The organism is Pseudoalteromonas mucoides, assembly GCF_049257175.1.
Classification (GTDB): Bacteria; Pseudomonadota; Gammaproteobacteria; order Enterobacterales; family Alteromonadaceae; genus Pseudoalteromonas.
Genome location: NZ_JBMMUC010000010.1, coordinates 146,829 through 165,648 on the forward strand (window position 1 = coordinate 146,829; position 18,820 = coordinate 165,648).

The 18,820-nt window shown below is 37.8% G+C and carries 18 protein-coding genes and 1 riboswitch; of the genes, 8 read left to right on the forward strand and 10 right to left on the reverse strand.

The features are described from left to right. Positions 1 to 115 precede the first annotated feature (115 nt). Positions 116 to 484 carry a hypothetical protein gene (locus AAEU30_RS12685; protein WP_421960819.1) on the reverse strand — a complete coding sequence of 123 codons (369 nt, stop codon included), beginning with the start codon at positions 482 to 484 and terminating at the stop codon, positions 116 to 118. A 231-nt stretch (positions 485 to 715) separates the two neighbouring features. Between AAEU30_RS12685 and AAEU30_RS12690 the strand changes: the two genes are divergently transcribed. Next, positions 716 to 1,786 (forward strand): PepSY-associated TM helix domain-containing protein, encoded by a 1,071-nt coding sequence (locus AAEU30_RS12690; protein WP_421960820.1) that lies wholly within the window; start codon positions 716 to 718, stop codon positions 1,784 to 1,786. Positions 1,787 to 1,808: 22 nt separating this feature from the next. Here AAEU30_RS12690 and AAEU30_RS12695 read toward each other — a convergent pair whose 3' ends face one another. Further along, on the reverse strand, positions 1,809 to 2,336 hold the full coding sequence (locus AAEU30_RS12695; RefSeq protein ID WP_421960821.1) for a hypothetical protein: 528 nt from the start codon (positions 2,334 to 2,336) through the stop codon (positions 1,809 to 1,811). 463 nt (positions 2,337 to 2,799) lie between these two features. Here AAEU30_RS12695 and AAEU30_RS12700 point away from each other — a divergent pair, with 463 nt between their 5' ends. From AAEU30_RS12700 to bfr (AAEU30_RS12710), 3 genes are all read left to right on the forward strand, one after another. Then, positions 2,800 to 4,938 carry a TonB-dependent receptor gene (locus AAEU30_RS12700; RefSeq protein WP_421960822.1) on the forward strand — a complete coding sequence of 713 codons (2,139 nt, stop codon included), beginning with the start codon at positions 2,800 to 2,802 and terminating at the stop codon, positions 4,936 to 4,938. A gap of 229 nt (positions 4,939 to 5,167) precedes the next feature. Further along, entirely contained in the window at positions 5,168 to 5,641 is a 474-nt protein-coding gene (gene bfr / locus AAEU30_RS12705) for a bacterioferritin (protein ID WP_087531591.1), read from the forward strand. Positions 5,642 to 5,651: 10 nt separating this feature from the next. After that, positions 5,652 to 6,116 carry a bacterioferritin gene (bfr, locus tag AAEU30_RS12710; protein WP_421960823.1) on the forward strand — a complete coding sequence of 155 codons (465 nt, stop codon included), beginning with the start codon at positions 5,652 to 5,654 and terminating at the stop codon, positions 6,114 to 6,116. A gap of 78 nt (positions 6,117 to 6,194) precedes the next feature. Here the strand turns inward: bfr (AAEU30_RS12710) and AAEU30_RS12715 are convergent, their stop codons facing one another. Then, positions 6,195 to 6,389 (reverse strand): (2Fe-2S)-binding protein, encoded by a 195-nt coding sequence (locus AAEU30_RS12715; RefSeq protein ID WP_087531593.1) that lies wholly within the window; start codon positions 6,387 to 6,389, stop codon positions 6,195 to 6,197. Between the two features lie 487 nt (positions 6,390 to 6,876). Next, positions 6,877 to 6,979, forward strand: a riboswitch (yybP-ykoY riboswitch). Between the two features lie 85 nt (positions 6,980 to 7,064). On the opposite strand from AAEU30_RS12715, the gene AAEU30_RS12720 reads away from it, so the two are divergent. Next, complete coding sequence (locus tag AAEU30_RS12720; RefSeq protein WP_004588795.1) at positions 7,065 to 7,625, forward strand: TMEM165/GDT1 family protein; 561 nt, start codon at positions 7,065 to 7,067, stop codon at positions 7,623 to 7,625. 995 nt (positions 7,626 to 8,620) lie between these two features. On the opposite strand, the gene AAEU30_RS12725 is transcribed toward AAEU30_RS12720, so the two are convergent. The 7 genes from AAEU30_RS12725 to AAEU30_RS12755 form a co-directional block, all read right to left on the reverse strand. Then, a complete protein-coding gene (locus AAEU30_RS12725) occupies positions 8,621 to 11,821 on the reverse strand; it encodes an efflux RND transporter permease subunit (RefSeq protein ID WP_004588883.1) in 3,201 nt (1,066 codons plus the stop codon). 11 nt (positions 11,822 to 11,832) lie between these two features. Next, a complete protein-coding gene (locus AAEU30_RS12730; protein ID WP_002962258.1) occupies positions 11,833 to 13,089 on the reverse strand; it encodes an efflux RND transporter periplasmic adaptor subunit in 1,257 nt (418 codons plus the stop codon). Positions 13,090 to 13,153: 64 nt separating this feature from the next. Next, positions 13,154 to 14,371, reverse strand: a complete 1,218-nt coding sequence (locus AAEU30_RS12735) for a TolC family protein (protein WP_008468875.1) — start codon at positions 14,369 to 14,371, stop codon at positions 13,154 to 13,156. An 83-nt stretch (positions 14,372 to 14,454) separates the two neighbouring features. Beyond that, the gene (locus AAEU30_RS12740; RefSeq protein ID WP_004588885.1) at positions 14,455 to 14,805 is read right to left on the reverse strand and encodes a hypothetical protein; all 351 of its coding nucleotides are present in this window, start codon (positions 14,803 to 14,805) and stop codon (positions 14,455 to 14,457) included. 55 nt (positions 14,806 to 14,860) lie between these two features. Beyond that, positions 14,861 to 15,763: a cation diffusion facilitator family transporter gene (locus AAEU30_RS12745; protein ID WP_004588886.1), complete on the reverse strand. Its 903-nt coding sequence runs from the start codon at positions 15,761 to 15,763 to the stop codon at positions 14,861 to 14,863. Further along, complete coding sequence (locus tag AAEU30_RS12750; protein ID WP_004588887.1) at positions 15,750 to 16,481, reverse strand: transglutaminase-like domain-containing protein; 732 nt, start codon at positions 16,479 to 16,481, stop codon at positions 15,750 to 15,752. The genes AAEU30_RS12745 and AAEU30_RS12750 overlap by 14 nt, the downstream gene beginning before the upstream one ends. A 55-nt stretch (positions 16,482 to 16,536) precedes the next feature. Next, on the reverse strand, positions 16,537 to 17,151 hold the full coding sequence (locus AAEU30_RS12755) for a cation efflux transmembrane domain-containing protein (protein ID WP_004588888.1): 615 nt from the start codon (positions 17,149 to 17,151) through the stop codon (positions 16,537 to 16,539). Between the two features lie 77 nt (positions 17,152 to 17,228). Between AAEU30_RS12755 and AAEU30_RS12760 the strand changes: the two genes are divergently transcribed. The 3 genes from AAEU30_RS12760 to AAEU30_RS12770 all read left to right on the forward strand — a co-directional run bounded on the left by AAEU30_RS12760 (position 17,229) and on the right by AAEU30_RS12770 (position 18,557). After that, positions 17,229 to 17,618 (forward strand): Cd(II)/Pb(II)-responsive transcriptional regulator, encoded by a 390-nt coding sequence (locus AAEU30_RS12760; RefSeq protein ID WP_004588889.1) that lies wholly within the window; start codon positions 17,229 to 17,231, stop codon positions 17,616 to 17,618. Positions 17,619 to 17,660: 42 nt separating this feature from the next. Next, positions 17,661 to 18,038: a MerR family transcriptional regulator gene (locus AAEU30_RS12765; protein WP_004588890.1), complete on the forward strand. Its 378-nt coding sequence runs from the start codon at positions 17,661 to 17,663 to the stop codon at positions 18,036 to 18,038. Positions 18,039 to 18,140: 102 nt separating this feature from the next. Beyond that, positions 18,141 to 18,557: a MerC family mercury resistance protein gene (locus tag AAEU30_RS12770; protein ID WP_235575552.1), complete on the forward strand. Its 417-nt coding sequence runs from the start codon at positions 18,141 to 18,143 to the stop codon at positions 18,555 to 18,557. The last annotated feature ends 263 nt before the right edge of the window (positions 18,558 to 18,820 follow it).

Sequence of the window (18,820 nt, forward strand, 5' to 3'; positions counted from 1 at the left end):
TTCGCACGTCTTTTACAACAAGCATTGCATCAAAGACACTGCAAAAAGTTACAGGTTAATAAAGGTTTGATAAATTCTTAAACTAATAAATTAATGACCAATTAGGTCGAATTTTTTAACTTATTAGTGAAGGGATAGGAGGTCTTAAATCTGGAACAATAAGGCGCGACTTAAAGCGAATATCTGCCAAGCTAATGGATTCGTTTTCAATTGCAGAAACAGAGTAATGCCATATATGACTATAAAGTGCTGACACATGGCAAACATGACAATGACTATCTTCTAGCGCATCAGCAAGTGCATTTGCAAGCTGAAGATGATCAGCCTGATGGGTATTATGATCATCACTTTTGATACAATGTGCATCTAATTCAGATTGTTGTATCAATAAAGTAGAAGCCTGTTTGATAGCGCCGTTATAATCAGCCACATCAAAGCTATCCAACATTGGTTGGATTAACAATAGAGCTAAAAGTAACGCCACTGAATGCTTCAAAAACAAATTTACCTAACAGTCTGAACTGCCTAAACAATAACAGATCTTATTTGAGCGGCAAAGCCTTATTGTATGCATTTCAGAGATTTCCTAACTGTCTCTGTCGATCAATGGAACAGCCTAGGCAATACCATAACCGTAGCTATATATTGAATAACGCACTTATTATCATTTATACTCATCGCCTGCTGTTAACTTTAATACCTGTCAGGTGAGCTGTTGAAACTGTGGTTACGTCGTACTCATTTACTACTTACGTTGATAAGTGGAATATTTCTAATATGTTTAAGCGTTACAGGCGCAATTTTAATTTACGCTAAAGATATGCAACGCCTAATTAACCCCGAGTTATGGACTGTAGAACCAAAAGCAACGGTATTGGCGTACCCTGAACTTATCAATACAATCACATCACATACCCAACAAGATCTCAGATTGCTTATGCCAGAGCAAAACCGCGAATATGCCTGGCAAATACAACTAGCTGATAAACAATACGCCAGTGTGAACCCTTATACAGGTGAAATACTCCTGCAATACGATTTTTACAGTACACTTTATGGCTTTACCATGTCGTTGCATCGCTGGTTGCTTTATCAAGATAGTGAAGGAAATAGGACACTTAGAAACTGGGTATCAATCTCAGCACTCATTTTCATTATTAATATGTTAATTGGCGTGTATTTATGGATAAAACCAAAAAATCGTTTGAAGCGTTTAGTCATTAAACCCAAAGCTAAACTACGTATTTTACTTTATCAACTGCATACAGTTTTAGGGATGTATGTCTTTTTAGTGTTAATTTTAATCGCTTTTTCAGGAATGGCATTCAACTGGAAAGATCAAACTAAAGCCGTACTAGAATTCACTACACAAAGCAACGTTGAGTCACGGCCGAAACCACCGATTCTTACAGTGCCAACACAGGCGAATTCCGATAATTTTGAGCTAGCTTTAAAAAATGCTTTAAGTGCGTTTCCACAAAGCGCTCTGTTTCGTATTTATTTCCCTAAGCAGGCGTCAGAACCACTCGCTCTCAGGGTTAAAAATCCAGGCGAGAGTCATGCTTACAGCTGGGTTTGGGCTAATCAATACACAGGCCAAGTTCTGCAAACATATGATGCATCAAAAGCCAACTTAACCACACAAGCTTGGAACTTCAAATATAAGTTTCATATTGGTGATTTTGCTGGCTCTTTCATACAGCTACTTTGGCTTTTGATAGCCTTATTACCAATGTTTTTTACCTTGTCTGGTCTGTACTTTTGGTATAAAAGGCACTACCGCTAATATAAGATTTAAAGGGTTATGACTAAAATGTTGCCGTTACATTGGTTGCAAATGGCTTGATTAACTCCTTAGCTTTATTACCTTTTTTGTGTGAATCGGTATGAACAACAAGCACCCACTTGCCTGATCGGGTTGCGTTTCTTACTTCATTAATCAAAGGGTCATGATCTGGACGAATTGACACAAACCCTGCTACCAGCAACGCAATAAAAATACATACAGTGCTTACACCTGCGTAAGTTTCTAGTACAAAACTTTGCATAAATTCAACATCAATGAATAAAAATACACTGCTTATTATTAGCCCAACACCAAGCCCTAGAACACCAAACAAAAGGTGAGTTTTGAGTAAGGTCTTCCCTATGTTTTTATCTTCAGGCTCTATTTTTTCATCAAAGCGTTGATCGTGTGCTGAAATAATTTCGATATTACTTTGTTCAAACTCTTTGTCTTCACTTAAGCTTGAAAAAGCATTGTCTGCGCGATCTTTACTATCGAATATGCCTGCGACTTTTGTTGCGAATTCTTCATTATTTAGCGACGTAGCCATGATTTTCACCTCCAAGTGAATATTAAACTTAATTTGCGTTGTAAGCTAAAACCCAATCTGCAAAAACTAACTGTTGCAATAAAATACGTGCAAAAAAAATACCGACTATCACTTAGTATTTATCCCGAAAACAAACGTCCGATCTGACAAACAGCAATAAAAATAACCTCTTGATTTATAAGTTATAAAACAAACAATTTAAACGAACGAGTAAAAAATTATAGCAACGCTTATTCGCGCCGGTTTTATCTGCCTACAACTGTAAAAACTACACAATGCAGTAAATGTTTCAGCTTCGTTATCGAGCATTACAAGTAGGCAGTAATCCATTACAACAAACAGCCATTAATACACTCAACGACTAACCTAATAAAAACAATTATCATTAACCTTGCCTTTACAGTTCTTTACATTTACCATACCGCCCATCAGATACATCTCCCATTAAATTTAAGGACTTCTTATGTTCAAAACTTCTCTTACCTTTTTAGCACTTAGTGTAAGCGCCTCAACATTTGCTGATGAAACAATTAACAAAAATCAACTCACAGAAGAGCAAATGGAGCGAGTTGTTGTATCTGGTAGCCGAATTTTTGAAAGCATTGATGAAGTGCCAGCATCAATCACTATAATCAATCAAAAACAAATTGAAGAGCACTTAAAAGTAAACCCTGAACTGCAAAGCTTGTTAGCGCAAATGGTACCGGGCCTCGCTCCTGACACAGGTAGCTCAAGTAATACAGGGCAATCTTTACGTGGTCGTGCCCCGCTTGTAATGATTGATGGCGTGCCGCAATCTACCCCGCTGAGAAACGGCTCCTTAGGAGTAAAAACGCTCGACCCTAGTGCAATTAGCAGAATAGAAGTCATTAAAGGTGCAACCTCTATTTACGGTAACGGTGCGTCAGGCGGTATCATTAACTACATCACCAAGCAGGCAACAAGTGATGGAAAAACCCAAGGTGAAATTAGCTTATCAAGCCGTTTTAGTGCAGTAAAATTAGAAGAAAGCGCAGGTGCAAGACTCTCAGCTGCGATAAATGGTCGTGCTGACAAATTTAGCTATTTAGTAACAGCAAGCTATGAAGAAAATGGTGTACAACGTGATGCTGATGGCGACATTCTTGGTTTGCAATATGGCTTATCAGATGCGGTCACGCAAAATTACTTCACCAAGCTTGGCTATGACTTTGATGACGAAAAACAACTACAGTTTAGTTATAACTATTTTAGTTCACAGCAAAAAACTGACTTAGGTGATGTCCCGGGTGATATCAGTTTAGGTGAAAAAACCTACGCAATTCACGTCCCACCGGAACTGCAAAAGCAAGGAAAACCTCAAGGCCCAGAAGGAAACGAAAATATAACCTTAAAATACACCGACTATGCGTTATTTGAAAACACCCAAATGACCTTAGACTTGTACATGCAAGATATTGAAAATGTATTTTTCTTCTCACCTAATCTTGCTAACCCCGATGAAAATTACGATGGCGGCCAATCTATAATTAGCTCTGATAAAAAAGGCGCCCGTGCAACATTTAATACTCAAGTAGACTTTGACTCAATTGAAGCTTCATTCATTTATGGCATTGATGCGTTAAATGATGTGACATCACAACCGCTGGTTGATGGGCGAGTTTGGGTGCCAGAAATGGATATGAAGAGCATTGCAGGCTTTTTACAAACCAAATGGGTTATTGCAGATGATTTAATTGTAAAAGCAGGTGTTCGTCAGGAATCTATCGATTTAACTGTTGATGATTACCGCACTCTAAAGTTATGCATAACAGCAACACAATGCTCTGTGCCTATTAATGTAAAAGGCGACACCATTGAATATGACGCCACAACCTATAACGTGGGCATTAAATATAACCTAAACGAAAAATTCAGCCCATTCTTTAGTTATTCGCAAGGTTCTGATATCTCAGATGTAGGACGCTTACTACGTGCTGCAACGGTAAATGATATTGGCCTTATTCAAACCCAAGCGTCGATAATCGATAACTACGAAGTTGGCTTTAATTCACAATTTGAAAACTTGCGCATCGAAGTCGCCGCTTATCGAAGTACATCAGAGTTTGGCACTACAAACTCATTTAACGAAGTAACCGGTGTGTATGAGCCAGTTCGTGCACCGCAAGAGATTTGGGGCTATGAAACAGCTTTAAACTACACCATTACGCCAAGCGTGAAATTACTCGCTACGTACAGTTATGTTGAAGGCAAAGATACACAAGCCGATACTTATTTGGGTTCAAGACAAATCAGCCCGCCAAAAGCCACTGCAAACATAAATTGGCAGCCAAATGATGACTTGTCAGTAACATTAAGCTATCTCTATGTCGGTGATAGAAAACGTTTTGAGGCAAACGATGATGGTAAATATGTTGGCGATCAAGGGCCAGTCGAAAGCTACAACGTATTTAACTTAAGTGGCCAATATCAATTTGCTGCCAACTGGCAAGGATTTATGGGAATTGAAAATTTATTTAATGAAGACTACTTCCCTGCCCGCGCGCAATCGTATACATATGGCGGTTACAACATTAAAGGCCTAGGTACAACCGCTACTGTCGGTGTTAAATACCAGTTTTAATACTCTGCTTTTCTAACTCGTTCATTACACAGAGTAATGAACGAGTAAAATTGAACCTTGAATCTTGTACCTTGAATATAAATAACAATCTGTTCATAAAGCAACCAACAATGCAAACTTAAACGAGAATCACAATCAATAGTAACCGTCTGATTTATAAAGGAAAAACTTGCAATTGTTGATTTTTATACTACACTAGCCACATTGAGTTTTATAAAAGGCCACCGTTATGAAAGGTAATCAAAAAGTTATCGACAGCTTTAACAAGTTGTTAGCCAATGAACTTGCTGCCATTGATCAGTACTTCATCCACTCTCGCATGTATGATGACTGGGGTTTAGATAAACTTTATGTGCGCTTAAATCATGAAATGGAAGAAGAAAAAGATCACGCGGATTGGCTGATCAAACGTATTTTATTCCTCGAAGGTGTACCAAACATGACTAAACGCCGCGACCTAATTATTGGTCACGACGTAAAAAGCATGATGCAAAACGATTTAACGCTTGAGCTAGAGGTTGTTGAGTGTGTTAAAGAAGTTATTGCAGTATGTGAACAAGAAAAAGACTATCAATCACGTGAAATTCTAGAGAAGCTGTTGTTTGATACAGAAGAAGATCATGTTTATTGGTTAGAGCAACAACTTGGCTTAATTGATAAAATTGGTAGCCAAAACTATCATCAATCACAAATGGGTGAATAGGAGCTAAAGCATGAAAGGCGATAAAGACGTAATAGCAGCACTTAATAAAGTTTTAGCGAACGAACTAGTCGGTATCAACCAGTACTTTTTACATGCACGTATGTTTAAAGACTTTGGTTTTAGTGTACTAGATAAAGCCGATTACAAAGTATCGATTCAAAAAATGAAAAATGCTGACCGTTTGATTGAGCGTATTTTATTTTTAGAAGGCTTACCAAATTTGCAAGATCTTGGCCGTTTACGCATTGGCGAAAATAGCGAAGAAATGATCGATGCAAATATGAGTTTTGAGCTAGACACGCTTGATGATCTAAAAGATGCAATTAAACTTGCCGAAAGTAAAAAAGATTATATTAGCCGCGAAGCGCTAGATAATATTTTAAACGAGCAAGAAGAACAAATTGATTGGCTTGAAACACAGCAGTTGCTAATTAAGAGCACAGGTATTGAAAACTACCTTCAATCACAAATGTAACTTTTCGTTATTACTAAAAAAGCAGCCTAGGCTGCTTTTTTTATGCGTAATTTTTCAAAGCAAGCTCAAACAACAACTTTAAGCAACTTGATCTGTAATATCCGCAATTTCAATAAGTTTACGATTGAGGATCTTTTTAGTACAGCAGCAGCACTTGCCACACTGACTTCCGACTTTCAGCTCTTTACTCAGCTCACGCATCGTAGTTGCACCTTCGTCAATTGTTTGTTCAATTTTTTTATCTGTCACACCGTGACATAAACAGATATACATAAATGAAAAACACTCTCAATTAGATTTGAGCTTGTATATTAATCTAAACGTAAACGGTTCGCAATTGATTATTGCATAAAACTGAGAATTATTTTTATTTGTGATCAGTGCCACTTAAATCGAGAATTCACGGCGCGTTGAGAACTTATTGATTTATAATAAAATATGGCACTTAAATTGAGATTTATTAACTTAATTACACTCTAAAAATAATTATGTTTTTTATTAGGTAAATTTCTTAAACAACGAGAAATCGCTTACAAACATCTATTACCGTAAGTGATTTGAAGCGGTAATTAGCCTAGTTATTAAAACGTATACTTTTTGCTTTAAACATATGGTCGAAAATGAGATGCCCTGATGAAAATTAACGGTTTTGACTTAATATGCTTGTGTAGTGGCAGCGTTAACTTGTCCAACTTTATAGATGCTCATCGGTAAAACTTATAATTAAATATTTACTGGTATTTTACTTTGTGGGAAAATAGCCACCCTCTTAGGGGAGTAGCCTGCTCATTAGTGAGTAAACTTATCAACATAATTGCACCTTATGTGCATGGTAAGTTTGTAATGTTGTAGCAAGCATTATCGGCAAGACCTAGGTAGACACTATCCTCATGGCGGGAGATAGTTGTTTGCCTCGGTTTAATATTTCCCGCCAAAAGACTAAAATTTATGGATATTTTCTTAACCTCTACCGTTACTGTCGCTCTTGCTGAAATAGGCGATAAAACCCAACTTTTATCTTTACTCTTAGCAGCCCGCTTTCATAATAAAATAGCGCTTATTCTAGGTATTCTCGCTGCAACAATTATTAATCATGGTTTATCTGCTTGGTTTGGTGATTGGCTAAGTGGGAACTTTGTCGTGGAATACTTACCTTGGATAGTGAATTCAAGCTTTATTGTAGTGGGTCTTTGGCTACTTATTCCAGATAAGGATGAAGAAGTGAGCCACAAATATGACTGCTATGGCGCGTTTGTAGTAGCTTTAATCTTATTTTTTATTGCTGAAATTGGTGACAAAACACAAATCGCAACCGTATTGCTTGGTGCGCAATATCAATCAGTACTATGGGTTACCATAGGGACAACGTTAGGAATGTTAATTGCTAATGTCCCTATTATATACGTTGGTAAAGCTTTGTTACAAAGAATTCCACTAAAAACAATAAGAGCTATTGCGGCCAGTGTTTTTGTGATATTGGGTATTCATGGCTTAATGACGATATATTGATAAAGTAACGTTGAAATCAAGCGCAAACGCTTACATAACACTATACAAGTGACTGTAAGCGTTTTAATAGTGTCAATTGTAAACAACTTTAATACTATATTAGTCCTTAAATTTTCGTAATTTCAGATCATAGTGGCATTTAATAAAATAGCCAATGTTCAAAACTTGTTATTTAGAGCCTAAGCAACAGCTAAAACCGCCACCTGGTAACATGGAATCCAACACATTAAAACCCGATTGTAGCGTTTGTGCTGACTTATTTAAGCTGTACCTCTTTAATGTGTTATTTACAGACTACTATCTTTGGTTTATCTTGAATTACATGAAGCTACCATAGGTGAAAAATGAAAAATTATATTTCTTCAATATTTCTATTCTTTCTGACCTTCACTGCAACCGTTTATGGCGATACCATTCATTACATCGACGCATCCTCACTAAGGCACACCCCAATAATAAGTACTTTATTGAGGTTCTGACAAAAGCCTTAAAAACATCAGAACCCGAGTTTGGAAAATTTAATCTAAGCCCAATAGACACCCTAATTAGCCAAGTGGACTTCCCAGCTTTGACTTGACACCTGCTTAGAACCTTAAAGTGCAAAACGGAAGCAAACTTCCGTTTCTAGGGCTTCGTAGCTAGTTCTCAGAAATATACTTCTGTTTTTTGAAAGCGTTAACTTAGATAGCTTTATGAGCCACTATAGGGGTCTTATTTGAGCGAGAAGCAGACGACCACTCTAGCGCGTTTTTGGACAAAAATGAGTTAGAGCCGAAGGACGGCTCTGTGCCATAAGCCGACCTTGAGACACATAAAGATTAAGACTGCAAAGATACGAAAGCGGAAGTTAGCTTTGGCCTGTTTAACGACAAATATTCCGACAAAGCAGTCATGACTATTAGTTTATTGTTAAATCTAATCTTTCTTTTCGTTCATCTACTCAATAACCCCACGCTAAACGTGACTTTAGCGTGGGGTTAGAGTTCACAGTCATTTTATCTGGATAGCTCTTTTATTTTTTTCTCTGAAAACCAGCGATATAAAACAGGTAAAACAAATAATGTTAACAGTGTTGCAGTTACCAAGCCGCCAACAATAACACTCGCTAAGGGGCGCTGTATTTCTGCACCAACACCATTAGACATTAACATCGGTATCAAACCTAAAGCTGATGTTATAGCAGTCATAAGTACAGGTCTTAATCTTGAAGTAGCGCCTTCAAAAACGGCTTTAGATGCTTCTAGACCGTCTTTAATACGTTGGTTGATACTTTCTACCATAACGACCCCATTCAATACCGCTACACCAAATAAGGTAATAAAGCCAACGGAGCTTGGTACAGACAAGTATTGTCCAGATAAATATAAGGAGAAAACTCCGCCAATTACAGCAAGCGGCACGTTGACCAATATCAGCATAGCTTGACCAACAGAACCAAAGGCAAAGTAAAGTAGTAGTGCGATTAGTGCTAACGATAAAGGTACAACTATAGCTAACCTATTTTGAGCACGTTTTTGACTTTCGAACTGGCCGCCAATCGAAACAGAATAACCTGAAGGTAAGTCAACCTTTTCAGCAATTACCGTTCTGATATCGGCAACCACGCTTCCCATATCTCGATTTTGTACATTTGCTTGGATAACGACTCTTCGTTGTACATCATCGCGTCTAACTTGTGGTGGGCCTGACTCAAATGAGACTGAGGCTACGTCACCCAGTCGCACCCAAGCACCAGTAGGTGATTGAAGCCGAATATCAGCAATAGCTTCTTTGTTACTTCGGTACTCTTCCTCTATGCGAACGTAAATATCATAACGTTCATTACCATTGATTATTTGTCCGGCTTCAACACCACCAATACCATCACGCACAACCTCCATTATGTCACTCACAGACAATCCAAAGCGCGATAGTTCTTGCCTGTTAGGACTTATCACCAATTGCGCTTCACCAGCAATTTGCTCCAATGCAACATCCCTTGCACCTTCAATGTTTTTAATTGCTGTTTCTATTTCTTGACCTTTAGCCGCCAGTACCTCAAGTTCAGGCCCAAACAACTTTATCGCCAACTGAGCCTTAACACCAGATAGTAGCTCATCGACACGAGTCGCAATAGGTTGAGAAAAGTTGAGTAGCAACCCAGGGAATTCTTCTAAAGATCTCTCCATTTTTCCTTGAAGTTCATATCGATTAGATGCACTGGTCCACTCAGAAACAGGCTTCAACCCTATGTAAATTTCGATGTTATTCACAGGCTCTGGGTCTCCACCTATTTCTGCTCGACCAATTCGGCTTAATGCATAGGTTACTTCAGGGAAAGCCATTAGTTTTTCTTCTAGAATTGGTGCCACAGTGAGCGCGGTATCTAAACTGGAAGAAGGTGCAAGCGTTGCTCTTAAGTTTATCGTCCCTTCTTCTAACTCAGGTACAAATTCAGTACCAATTAATGGAACTAATGCAAAGGCAGAGAAAACTAATATAAGTGCGGCTGAAATGACTAATTTGGTGCGTTTTAGTGCGAATGTAAGCCCTTTTCTGTAGAGTTTGTCTAATGGCCTAAGAACAAAGCTTTCCCTCTCTTTTACACCTGACTTAAATAAATAAGTAGCTAAAGCGGGTACAACAAACAACGCAACCACAATAGCAGATATAACAGCTAAAATGATGCTTATTGCCATAGGTTGAAATAACTTTGCCTCAACACCTTCAAAGCTAAATAAAGGCGTAAATACGACTAAAATAATAGAAGCTGCAAAAAATACGGGACGAGCCACTTCTTTACCCGCATTTTGAAGACGTAACTTAATACCATGCTCATCTTGTTCTACATCATGTGGATCAGTATCAGCACTAGGCACTCTTTCTTTTACAGTTTTTAAATGGGTAGAGTCTGGTCTATTTAAATGCTTAAACATGTTTTCAACCATCACGACTGAACCATCAACTAGCATACCAATGGCTACGGCAATGCCACCCAATGACATAAGGTTTGCAGAAATGCCCCACCAAGCCATGATCATTAACGCGATACCAATTGAAATTGGAATAGATATTAGGACAAGGAAGGTTGCACGTATATTCATTAAAAATAGTGCTAATACAATACAGATGAAAATAAATGCTAGTAATAGTGCATCAACTACTGTATCAACGGCTTTTTCAATCAAATCAGCCTGATCATAAAATGGTTCAAAGCGAACACCTTTAGGCAATGCTTGATTAATCAATGGGATTCTTGCATTGATACCATCAATGGTGGCTTTAGTATTAGACCCCATGCGTTTTAAGACAATGCCAGAGACAACTTCACCTAAATTTTCGACTTTACCGTCTTCGGTTTTGCGCGTCATTGTGACAGCACCTTGACGAATTTCACTGCCCATTTCAACTTTAGCAATATCCGAAACCGTCACAACTGTCCCATCAACTGTTTTGACGGGAACTTGTTTGATATTACTAATACCAGCGTCACCACTTTCAAACCAACCTGCACCTCTAATAACAAGCTGCTCTTGCCCACGGTTCATATACCATCCGCCAACATTGGCATTGTTGTTATCTAGGGCACCAACAACGTCTTCTTGCGTTAGGTTATAAGAAAGAAGCTTAGATGGATCTACATTTACTTGGTACTGCCTAACAATACCTCCAAAGGAGAGTACATCAGTAACACCATCGACAGGCATAACGAGTAATTTTACTACCCAATCATTGAGACTCCTGAGTGCCATAGCATCATAGCCTGCATCTTTATCTGAAATAAGAAGGTACTGAAATACTTGGCCTAGCCCTGAGGTGTTTGGCCCCATTTCGGGTGTGCCGACACCTTCTGGTATCAGTTCTTTTGCGGCTTGAAGACGCTCAAATACAAGTTGTCTTGCAAAGTAAATGTCGGTGCCTTCTTTGAAAACAACCGTGACGCCAGACAAGCCTGTTTTAGAAATTGAGCGCACTTGTTCTACATCAGGTAAGGCATACATGACCGCTTCAATGGGGTACGTAATGAGTTGTTCAACTTCTTCAGCAGCTAGTCCTGGCGCTTCAGTATTTACAGCAACTTGAACATTAGTAACATCAGGAAAGGCATCTAAATTTAGTTTTGGTATAACCATAATTGCGCCGACAATTGTGGCAAACAGCGCAATCAAAATCAGGAGTCTATTATTAACAGACCAATCTATTATTTTATTAAACATAGTCTTGCTCCTTAGTGGTTATGCGGATCAAATCCGCCTTTAGCGATTTCAGAAGCAACAAAAAATGCGCCTTTGGTTACAATTCGCGTCCCACTATCAAGGCCAATGATTTCCCTAAAATCACCTAAGGCTCGGCCTAGTTCTACTTCTACAGCTTTAAATTCTCCAGGGTGGTCTTCGACAAATACGGTCCAATCACCATCTGCGCTGCGGATCAATGCTTCTTCTGGCACAGCCATCACTTTCTGCTTTGTGGCAAACTGAAAGTAAACTTTTACAAACATACCTGAATGAAGGTTATCATCAGCATTCTGTACCCCCAATCTAATAATTCTTGTACGAGTTACGGGATCAATTGTATGGGCTTCTTGGATAACTTTGGCATTGTAACTCTGGCCTTCTAATTTAAGTACCGCAGGAGAATCAATTGATAAATTTAGCTTTTTATTTGGAGAAACTTTTGCTTCAACCCATAGTTGTTTTTCATCAGCTAACAACATGACTGAATCCCCAGCATCAACACGTTGCCCTTGGATAAAGTCGTCTTGAAGCACGACACCTTCACGGTGCGCCGTTAATGCATATTGTCCAAATGCTTTAATGTCTTTGTTAGAAATACCATTTATTGCTTTTTCAGTTAACCCTAAAGCAATGAGCTTGCCATAGCTCGCATTGTATGTTGTTTCAGCTTGTAATAATCGACTTTCACTCACCGTCTTATTACCCAGCTTTTTTACACGTTGCCATTCGGTTGAAGCGATTAAATAGTCAGCTTGTGCTTGTGCCATTGCTTCACTAAATAATGTAACTAACTTCTGACCTATTTCTACATACTCGCCAAGCGCTGCATGGCGACTGATAATGACTGACTCTGTACGTGGTGATACCACATAACTTTTATAGCCATTAGCTTTTATTTCGCCAGGTGCATATACGGAGCTAAATTGATATTCAGGCTTAACACTTTCCACTTTAATGTTAGCAAGCGACATCTTCTTTGGATCAATAGTGATACCTTCTTCATGTCCTTCTTCTCCCTCTTTATTACCACCTTCATGGCCGTGCTCGTCATGGTCACCTTTATCTTCTTCATGTCCCTTTTCGTGTTCATGCTCATCTTGATGTTCTTTTTCTTCTTGTTTCGAAACGTTTGTGACAGAACCAGTTCCATCTGACGACTGTGCAAAAGCATCATGATTTGTAGTAAACCCAACTAACAGGCAGCTAATTACTACGGCTAAAAATTTTTTACTAATTACTGTATTCATTTTTGTAACCTATATTTTTAATAAATTTAAGATTTCGTTTTTCGCTACTGAAAAAACAAAGCGCTCAAATCTCAAATTTGGATAACTGACCCATACTTAAAATGAAGGATATTTCTGCAAGCTTGAATTGATTTTCCAAACGTATTCCTGCATGAAGCCCTTCCGCACGTTGATTTAATGCAAGTAAGTAGTCAGAAGTATTAATGTCACCAGCTTCCCAGCGCTTATTTAATAAGTTTTCGCTGCTATCTAATCTGCCTTTTGTCAGTTTTTGCCATTGCTCATAATATTTTTTACTGACAATAAGCGATTCATAATTAGCTTTTGCTTCAAATGACTGCTTTCGATAAACCGACCGAAAGTTAGCCTCTGCTGCAATTGCTTCTGAATAAGCGGCTTTAACAGTATCTGAATAGTTATTTCTGATATTTAAAGGCATTGAGAAAGTCACGCCAATCAAGTCTTCATCTCCACTTTTCCCTGCGTTAACTCCAATGGTTGGATTGGCTTTAGATTCCATAGTGGTTAGTTGAGCTTTAGATTGTTTTATCTTCCATTGCGCTCTAGCGAGTTTAACTTTTGGATGTTCCTCAACCCACTGAGAGTTAAATGAATAGTTTGTTGCTCCAAAAGTAAATGAAAACAAATTGGTAGTATTAGGCGTCCAATCAGGCAATAACTCCTGAACATTTACCTCTGCATTTTTCAAAGCAATTTGCGACTCAGATATTTCACTGAAAACTTGGGACAAGTTTAAATAAACCAGTTCAGCGTCAAGTGGCTCTAAAAGTCCTGCTTTTCGCTTATCTTCAATAATTCCAACGAGCGTTTGTAATTGATTTTCTCTTACTGAAAGTAACTGAGCCACCTTTTTTGCTGCTTGCCAATTAACTATTGCAGTTAAAGCGTTAGCCTTTTTAGAATCGAGTAGAGATAACAATTGTTGCTGGTTTGCATAAACACCAATTTCACCAATGCTTTTATTTGCTGATTGCTTATCCCAAAAATCAATCGTTTGACTGATGCCAATAGAATAATTATCAAAATCACCCTCTTTTTCATAGCTTGCTTCAAGCTCTGGGTTATATACGGCTTTAGTTAAGCTCTTGGCTCTATGATTACTTGCATTAAGTAACTCTTTAGCCGCAACAACTTCGGGATCTTTATTTATTTGACTATCTAGCCATGAAATACTTTTCTGTTTGGCATAAGTGGCAACTGAAAAACTCACAGCCATACATAAAGACAGGACTAAACCTGCATTTTTTAAATATATATACATAAAAATTCTTAATTTTAAAATTAATAAACACGAAACCTTTATCCATTATTAAAGGATAAATAGGTCATTAAAAATTAATCTAATTAAGAAATAGGCGGACGAAGTATCGCTTCAAGAAAGGTACTTGTTTGATCAATTTGATAAGGCGTTTTATTGATAATGTTTAGTTTGCCCGTGGTATTTGAATTACTGACTAAAATCCAAGATAAGTGGCTGCCACTGCAATGTCCGCAGTGATGACAATCTTTTTCATTATGCTGCTCATCACCTACATTATCATTTGAGACATTTCGATCATCTGCATGATCATGTTGAATTTGAAGGTGCTCTATATCTATTTGGTGATTCTCAGGTGTTGCGGATACAACAGCAGTTAACGATTGCAAAACAATCGAAACGACTAATAGTATTTTTAACGCAACATTGAATTTCAAAATAAACACCTACTTAAATATGAAAAATTATAATATCAAAAAAAGGTTTTCTAAACTAGCCATGCGCATGTTTTTCATGCTCGTCACGGCAAGTTTCTTGAGGAAACTCAAACTCAATGGTTGTATGAGATAAATTATAAGAAGAAAGTTCCTTAGCCACTTGTTGTTTTAGCCTAATTAATTTATCAACCTCAAAGTTATGGGCTAACTCTAGGTGAGCAGTTAATACGTGACTTTCCCCGTCTAATGACCAAAAGTGCATATGATGAATCCCATTAATTTCAGGTATAGCCTTTATCGCTTTTTCAATATTATTCTGCACTTCTTCATCAGGTGTAGCTTGAAGAAATAGTGCCAATGTTGTTTTCAGGTTTTTCAAAACGTTAAACAATATAAACAGTGTAAAGCCTATAGAAAGCAAAGGATCTAATATTGGTAGATCTACAAAAAGCAGCACGATAGAAACAATTAGGACTGCAACCCAGCCAAGTACGTCTTCAAGCAAATGCCACGTAAGTACTTTTTCGTTCAGCGTTTTACCCGCTTTTAGTTTAAATACTGCATACCCATTAACAGCAACCCCAAGTAATGCAAGACCCAACATTCCTTCAGCCATTGGCATTTCAGGATTAGATAATCTTGGTATTGCTTCAAATAGCACCCAGACAGAACCAATAACTAATACAATACTGTTAATTAATGCGCCAAACAGGGTAAGACGACGATAGCCATAGCTAAATCTATCGGATGCTTCTTTATCCGAGAAACGACTCAGTATCCAAGCGAATCCTATAGATAAACTGTCACCCAGGTCATGTACAGCATCAGCCATAATAGCGGTACTGTTGGTTAGCCAACCACCAATAAATTCGATAATAGTAAATGAAACATTAAGGAAAAATGTCCAACCTATACGGTCGTCTTTTCCATGCGAATGGCTATGGCTATGATTGTGCATTTTCCACCTCAAGAACTTTTAAATTTCTTACATTGACTACGTTAAAATTGATAAAGTGACGGATCACTCGTTGATACATCCAACGTTTGATTCCTGATAAGTTAGTTCCTTTTTCGAGATAAAACTCATCAGGGGAATTATAAACACCAAAATCATCATGAATACCTTCTTTTTGTATATAGGTATCTTGACCACGCCAATCTGTATCTGGCGAAGAGAAACACTTTGTTGCAACACCATAACCACAAAATTCGTTTTTTATTTGACTAAATTTGTGCTGTAGTGAACTTAAATATTGTTCATCTAATATAAAGCCTTCTAAGTTTATCCAACGATCCTTGAAATAAACTTCAATCCAACTATGAATGATATATTTAGGTGCTAACCAAAATACATAAGTTGGAATAGCTCCTTTTTGTAATCGCTGCTCAATAGTAAAGCCGTGAAAACGACATTGAATACCTAATCCTCGTAACAAAGCCATCAGCAAGTTACCCTTGGTATTGCATTGTCCGTAACCATCGGCTAAAACACTGCTTGCTGAAATATCATCACTCTCATTGTAACCAAATAATATTTCATCTTTAACAAATTGGTAGGCTGCACCAATTTTGTTGAAGTCATCGAGTTCTTGCCAATTACGCTCAGAAATTAATGATTGAATTGTAGAGTGTTCAAAATTTACTATCTTGGTTTTTTCTAGATATTTGCTATTCATTGATGTTTCCTTACTTTGAACAACCAAAGGTTGATTGTTTATCTTCATTTGGTGTTTAACGTGTTTTCTCAGCAACAGCTAATTCTTGTTTAGCATCGCTTAGTATTCGGTAAGCGCCTCGAAGAATTAACATTGAAATGATGCTACCAATGACGATATCAGGCCAACGCTGTTTCAGCACCATAACGAGTATGCCTGCGATAACGACACCAAGATTTGCAATTACATCATTCGCTGAAAATATCCAGCTAGCTCTCATATGTACTTCATCGTTGTTGTGCTTTCGAATAAGGATGAGACAAATCACATTTGCAACTAAAGCAACCATGCCTACGCCAATCATAAACCAAGAGTGAGGCTCACTTTCACCATACAGCCTTCTAGCAATATCCATTAGAATTAGCACGCCTAACCCCAGTTGGAAATAGCCACTCACTAAAGCAGCATTAGCCTTATGTTGGATTGACTTTCCCACCGCGTATAGTGCAATTGCATAGACGATTGCATCCGCTAGCATGTCTAACGAATCTGCAATTAAAGCCGTTGATTCTGATAACCAACCAAAGCCAATTTCAAAAACAAACATCGAGGCATTGATAGCCAGAAGCCAATAAAGCACCGTTTTTTGCTGGTTATCTTTTAGCTCAACTTCACACCCACAATCGCTCATTTTCATCTCCGATTAACTTGTATGCTCTAACTATAAATCCTATAGTGACTATAGGGTCAAGTTTATTTGGAAATTTTATGAAAATTGGTGAGTTATCGAAAACATCGGGGTATTCAGTACAAACCATCCGATATTATGAAAAGGAGGGCTTGCTGTCAGATCCTGATCGCACTGAAGGGAATTTCAGGTTGTATTCTAATAAGGCATTTAAAGAGCTAGAGTTCGTAAAGCATTGTCGAAGTTTAGATATTCCGCTTAATGATATTAAGCGACTCATTGAATTAAAAAACAAGCCAGAGGAGAGTTGCTCTAGTGTAAATGCATTAATTGATCGGCAACTAACTTTAGTTAATCAACGAATGAAGGAATTGAATGCACTCAAAAAAGAGTTAAAACTAATGGCAAGCTCTTGCGGGTCTGACGGTACAATTGAAGTCTGTGGCATTATCAAGTCATTAGATAGTTGAACTAAATATAACTTTAGATTAGTAGTATTCACAAAGGCAATAATGAAAACCATTGGCAAATTAGCACAATCATTAAATTTAAATGTAGAAACCATTCGTTTTTATGAACGAGAAGGACTGATTACACAACCTGAAAAACCAATATCTGGTTATAGACAATATGACGAATCAATAGCAGGACAACTTAGGTTTATCACAAAAGCCAAAGCGCTCGGCTTTACGTTAAGAGAAATAAAATCGCTAATGTCTATGGACAGCAACTGCGCTCAAGTTGAGCTATTAAACCGACAAAAGTTAGCAATCATTCGAGACAAAATTAATGACCTTCAACGTTTAGAGAAAGTAATTGTGGGTATGACAAATACCTGTATGCAAAACGAAGATCCAACACATTGCCCCATAATTGACTCATTAAAATGATTGACTCCGTACTTGTATACGGAGTTTAGAATGATGGTAATATCAACCAATAGACTTTCAAATGATAAATAAAATATTAGACAGAGTAGGCTCTAGTGGCGTTTGGCTAGCGGCACGGCCTGCCTCCCTGCATTAAGGTCACTTGCATCGGCATTAGGACTAGGCTTCTTCTCTCACTTCGAAGGAATAGCTGTAAATACGCTTTTACCTATTTTTGCATCTTTGGAACTATTGGTAAACTTATACAACTGGCACAAAAATAAAAACCATACCAGAGCTGTCTTCAGCATTCTAGGGCCTGTAGCAGTGCTATTAACGCTTTATCCTCTTTGGCTATATGATTGGAGCACATACCTATTTTACTTTGGTATTTGCTTAATGGTCGTTATGTCGGTTTTGGATATCGTAAAACCAGTAAGGGAGCAAACATGCAACGTATGGCTAATTGCCGTCGTTGAAACGATTAACGGTCAATGTCTGCTTTTCGCTCAAATAAGACCCAAAAAATGGCTCATATAGCTATCTAGGTTAACGCTTTCAAAAAACAGAAGTATATTTCCGATAACTACCTTTGAATCCCTATAAACGGAAGTTTGCTTCCGAAATATAGCAATATTGGGTTAGAAACCGGAAGTTTACTTCCGTTTTGTACTTTAAGATTATAAGTAGGTATCTAATGAAAGCTCGGCAGTCCAACTCGTTTTTGCCCCAAGACGAGTTAACGTAAATACTCTAAGGACAGCTTTGAGCGAAGCAGGTATTCAAAGTATTAATGAATGAAT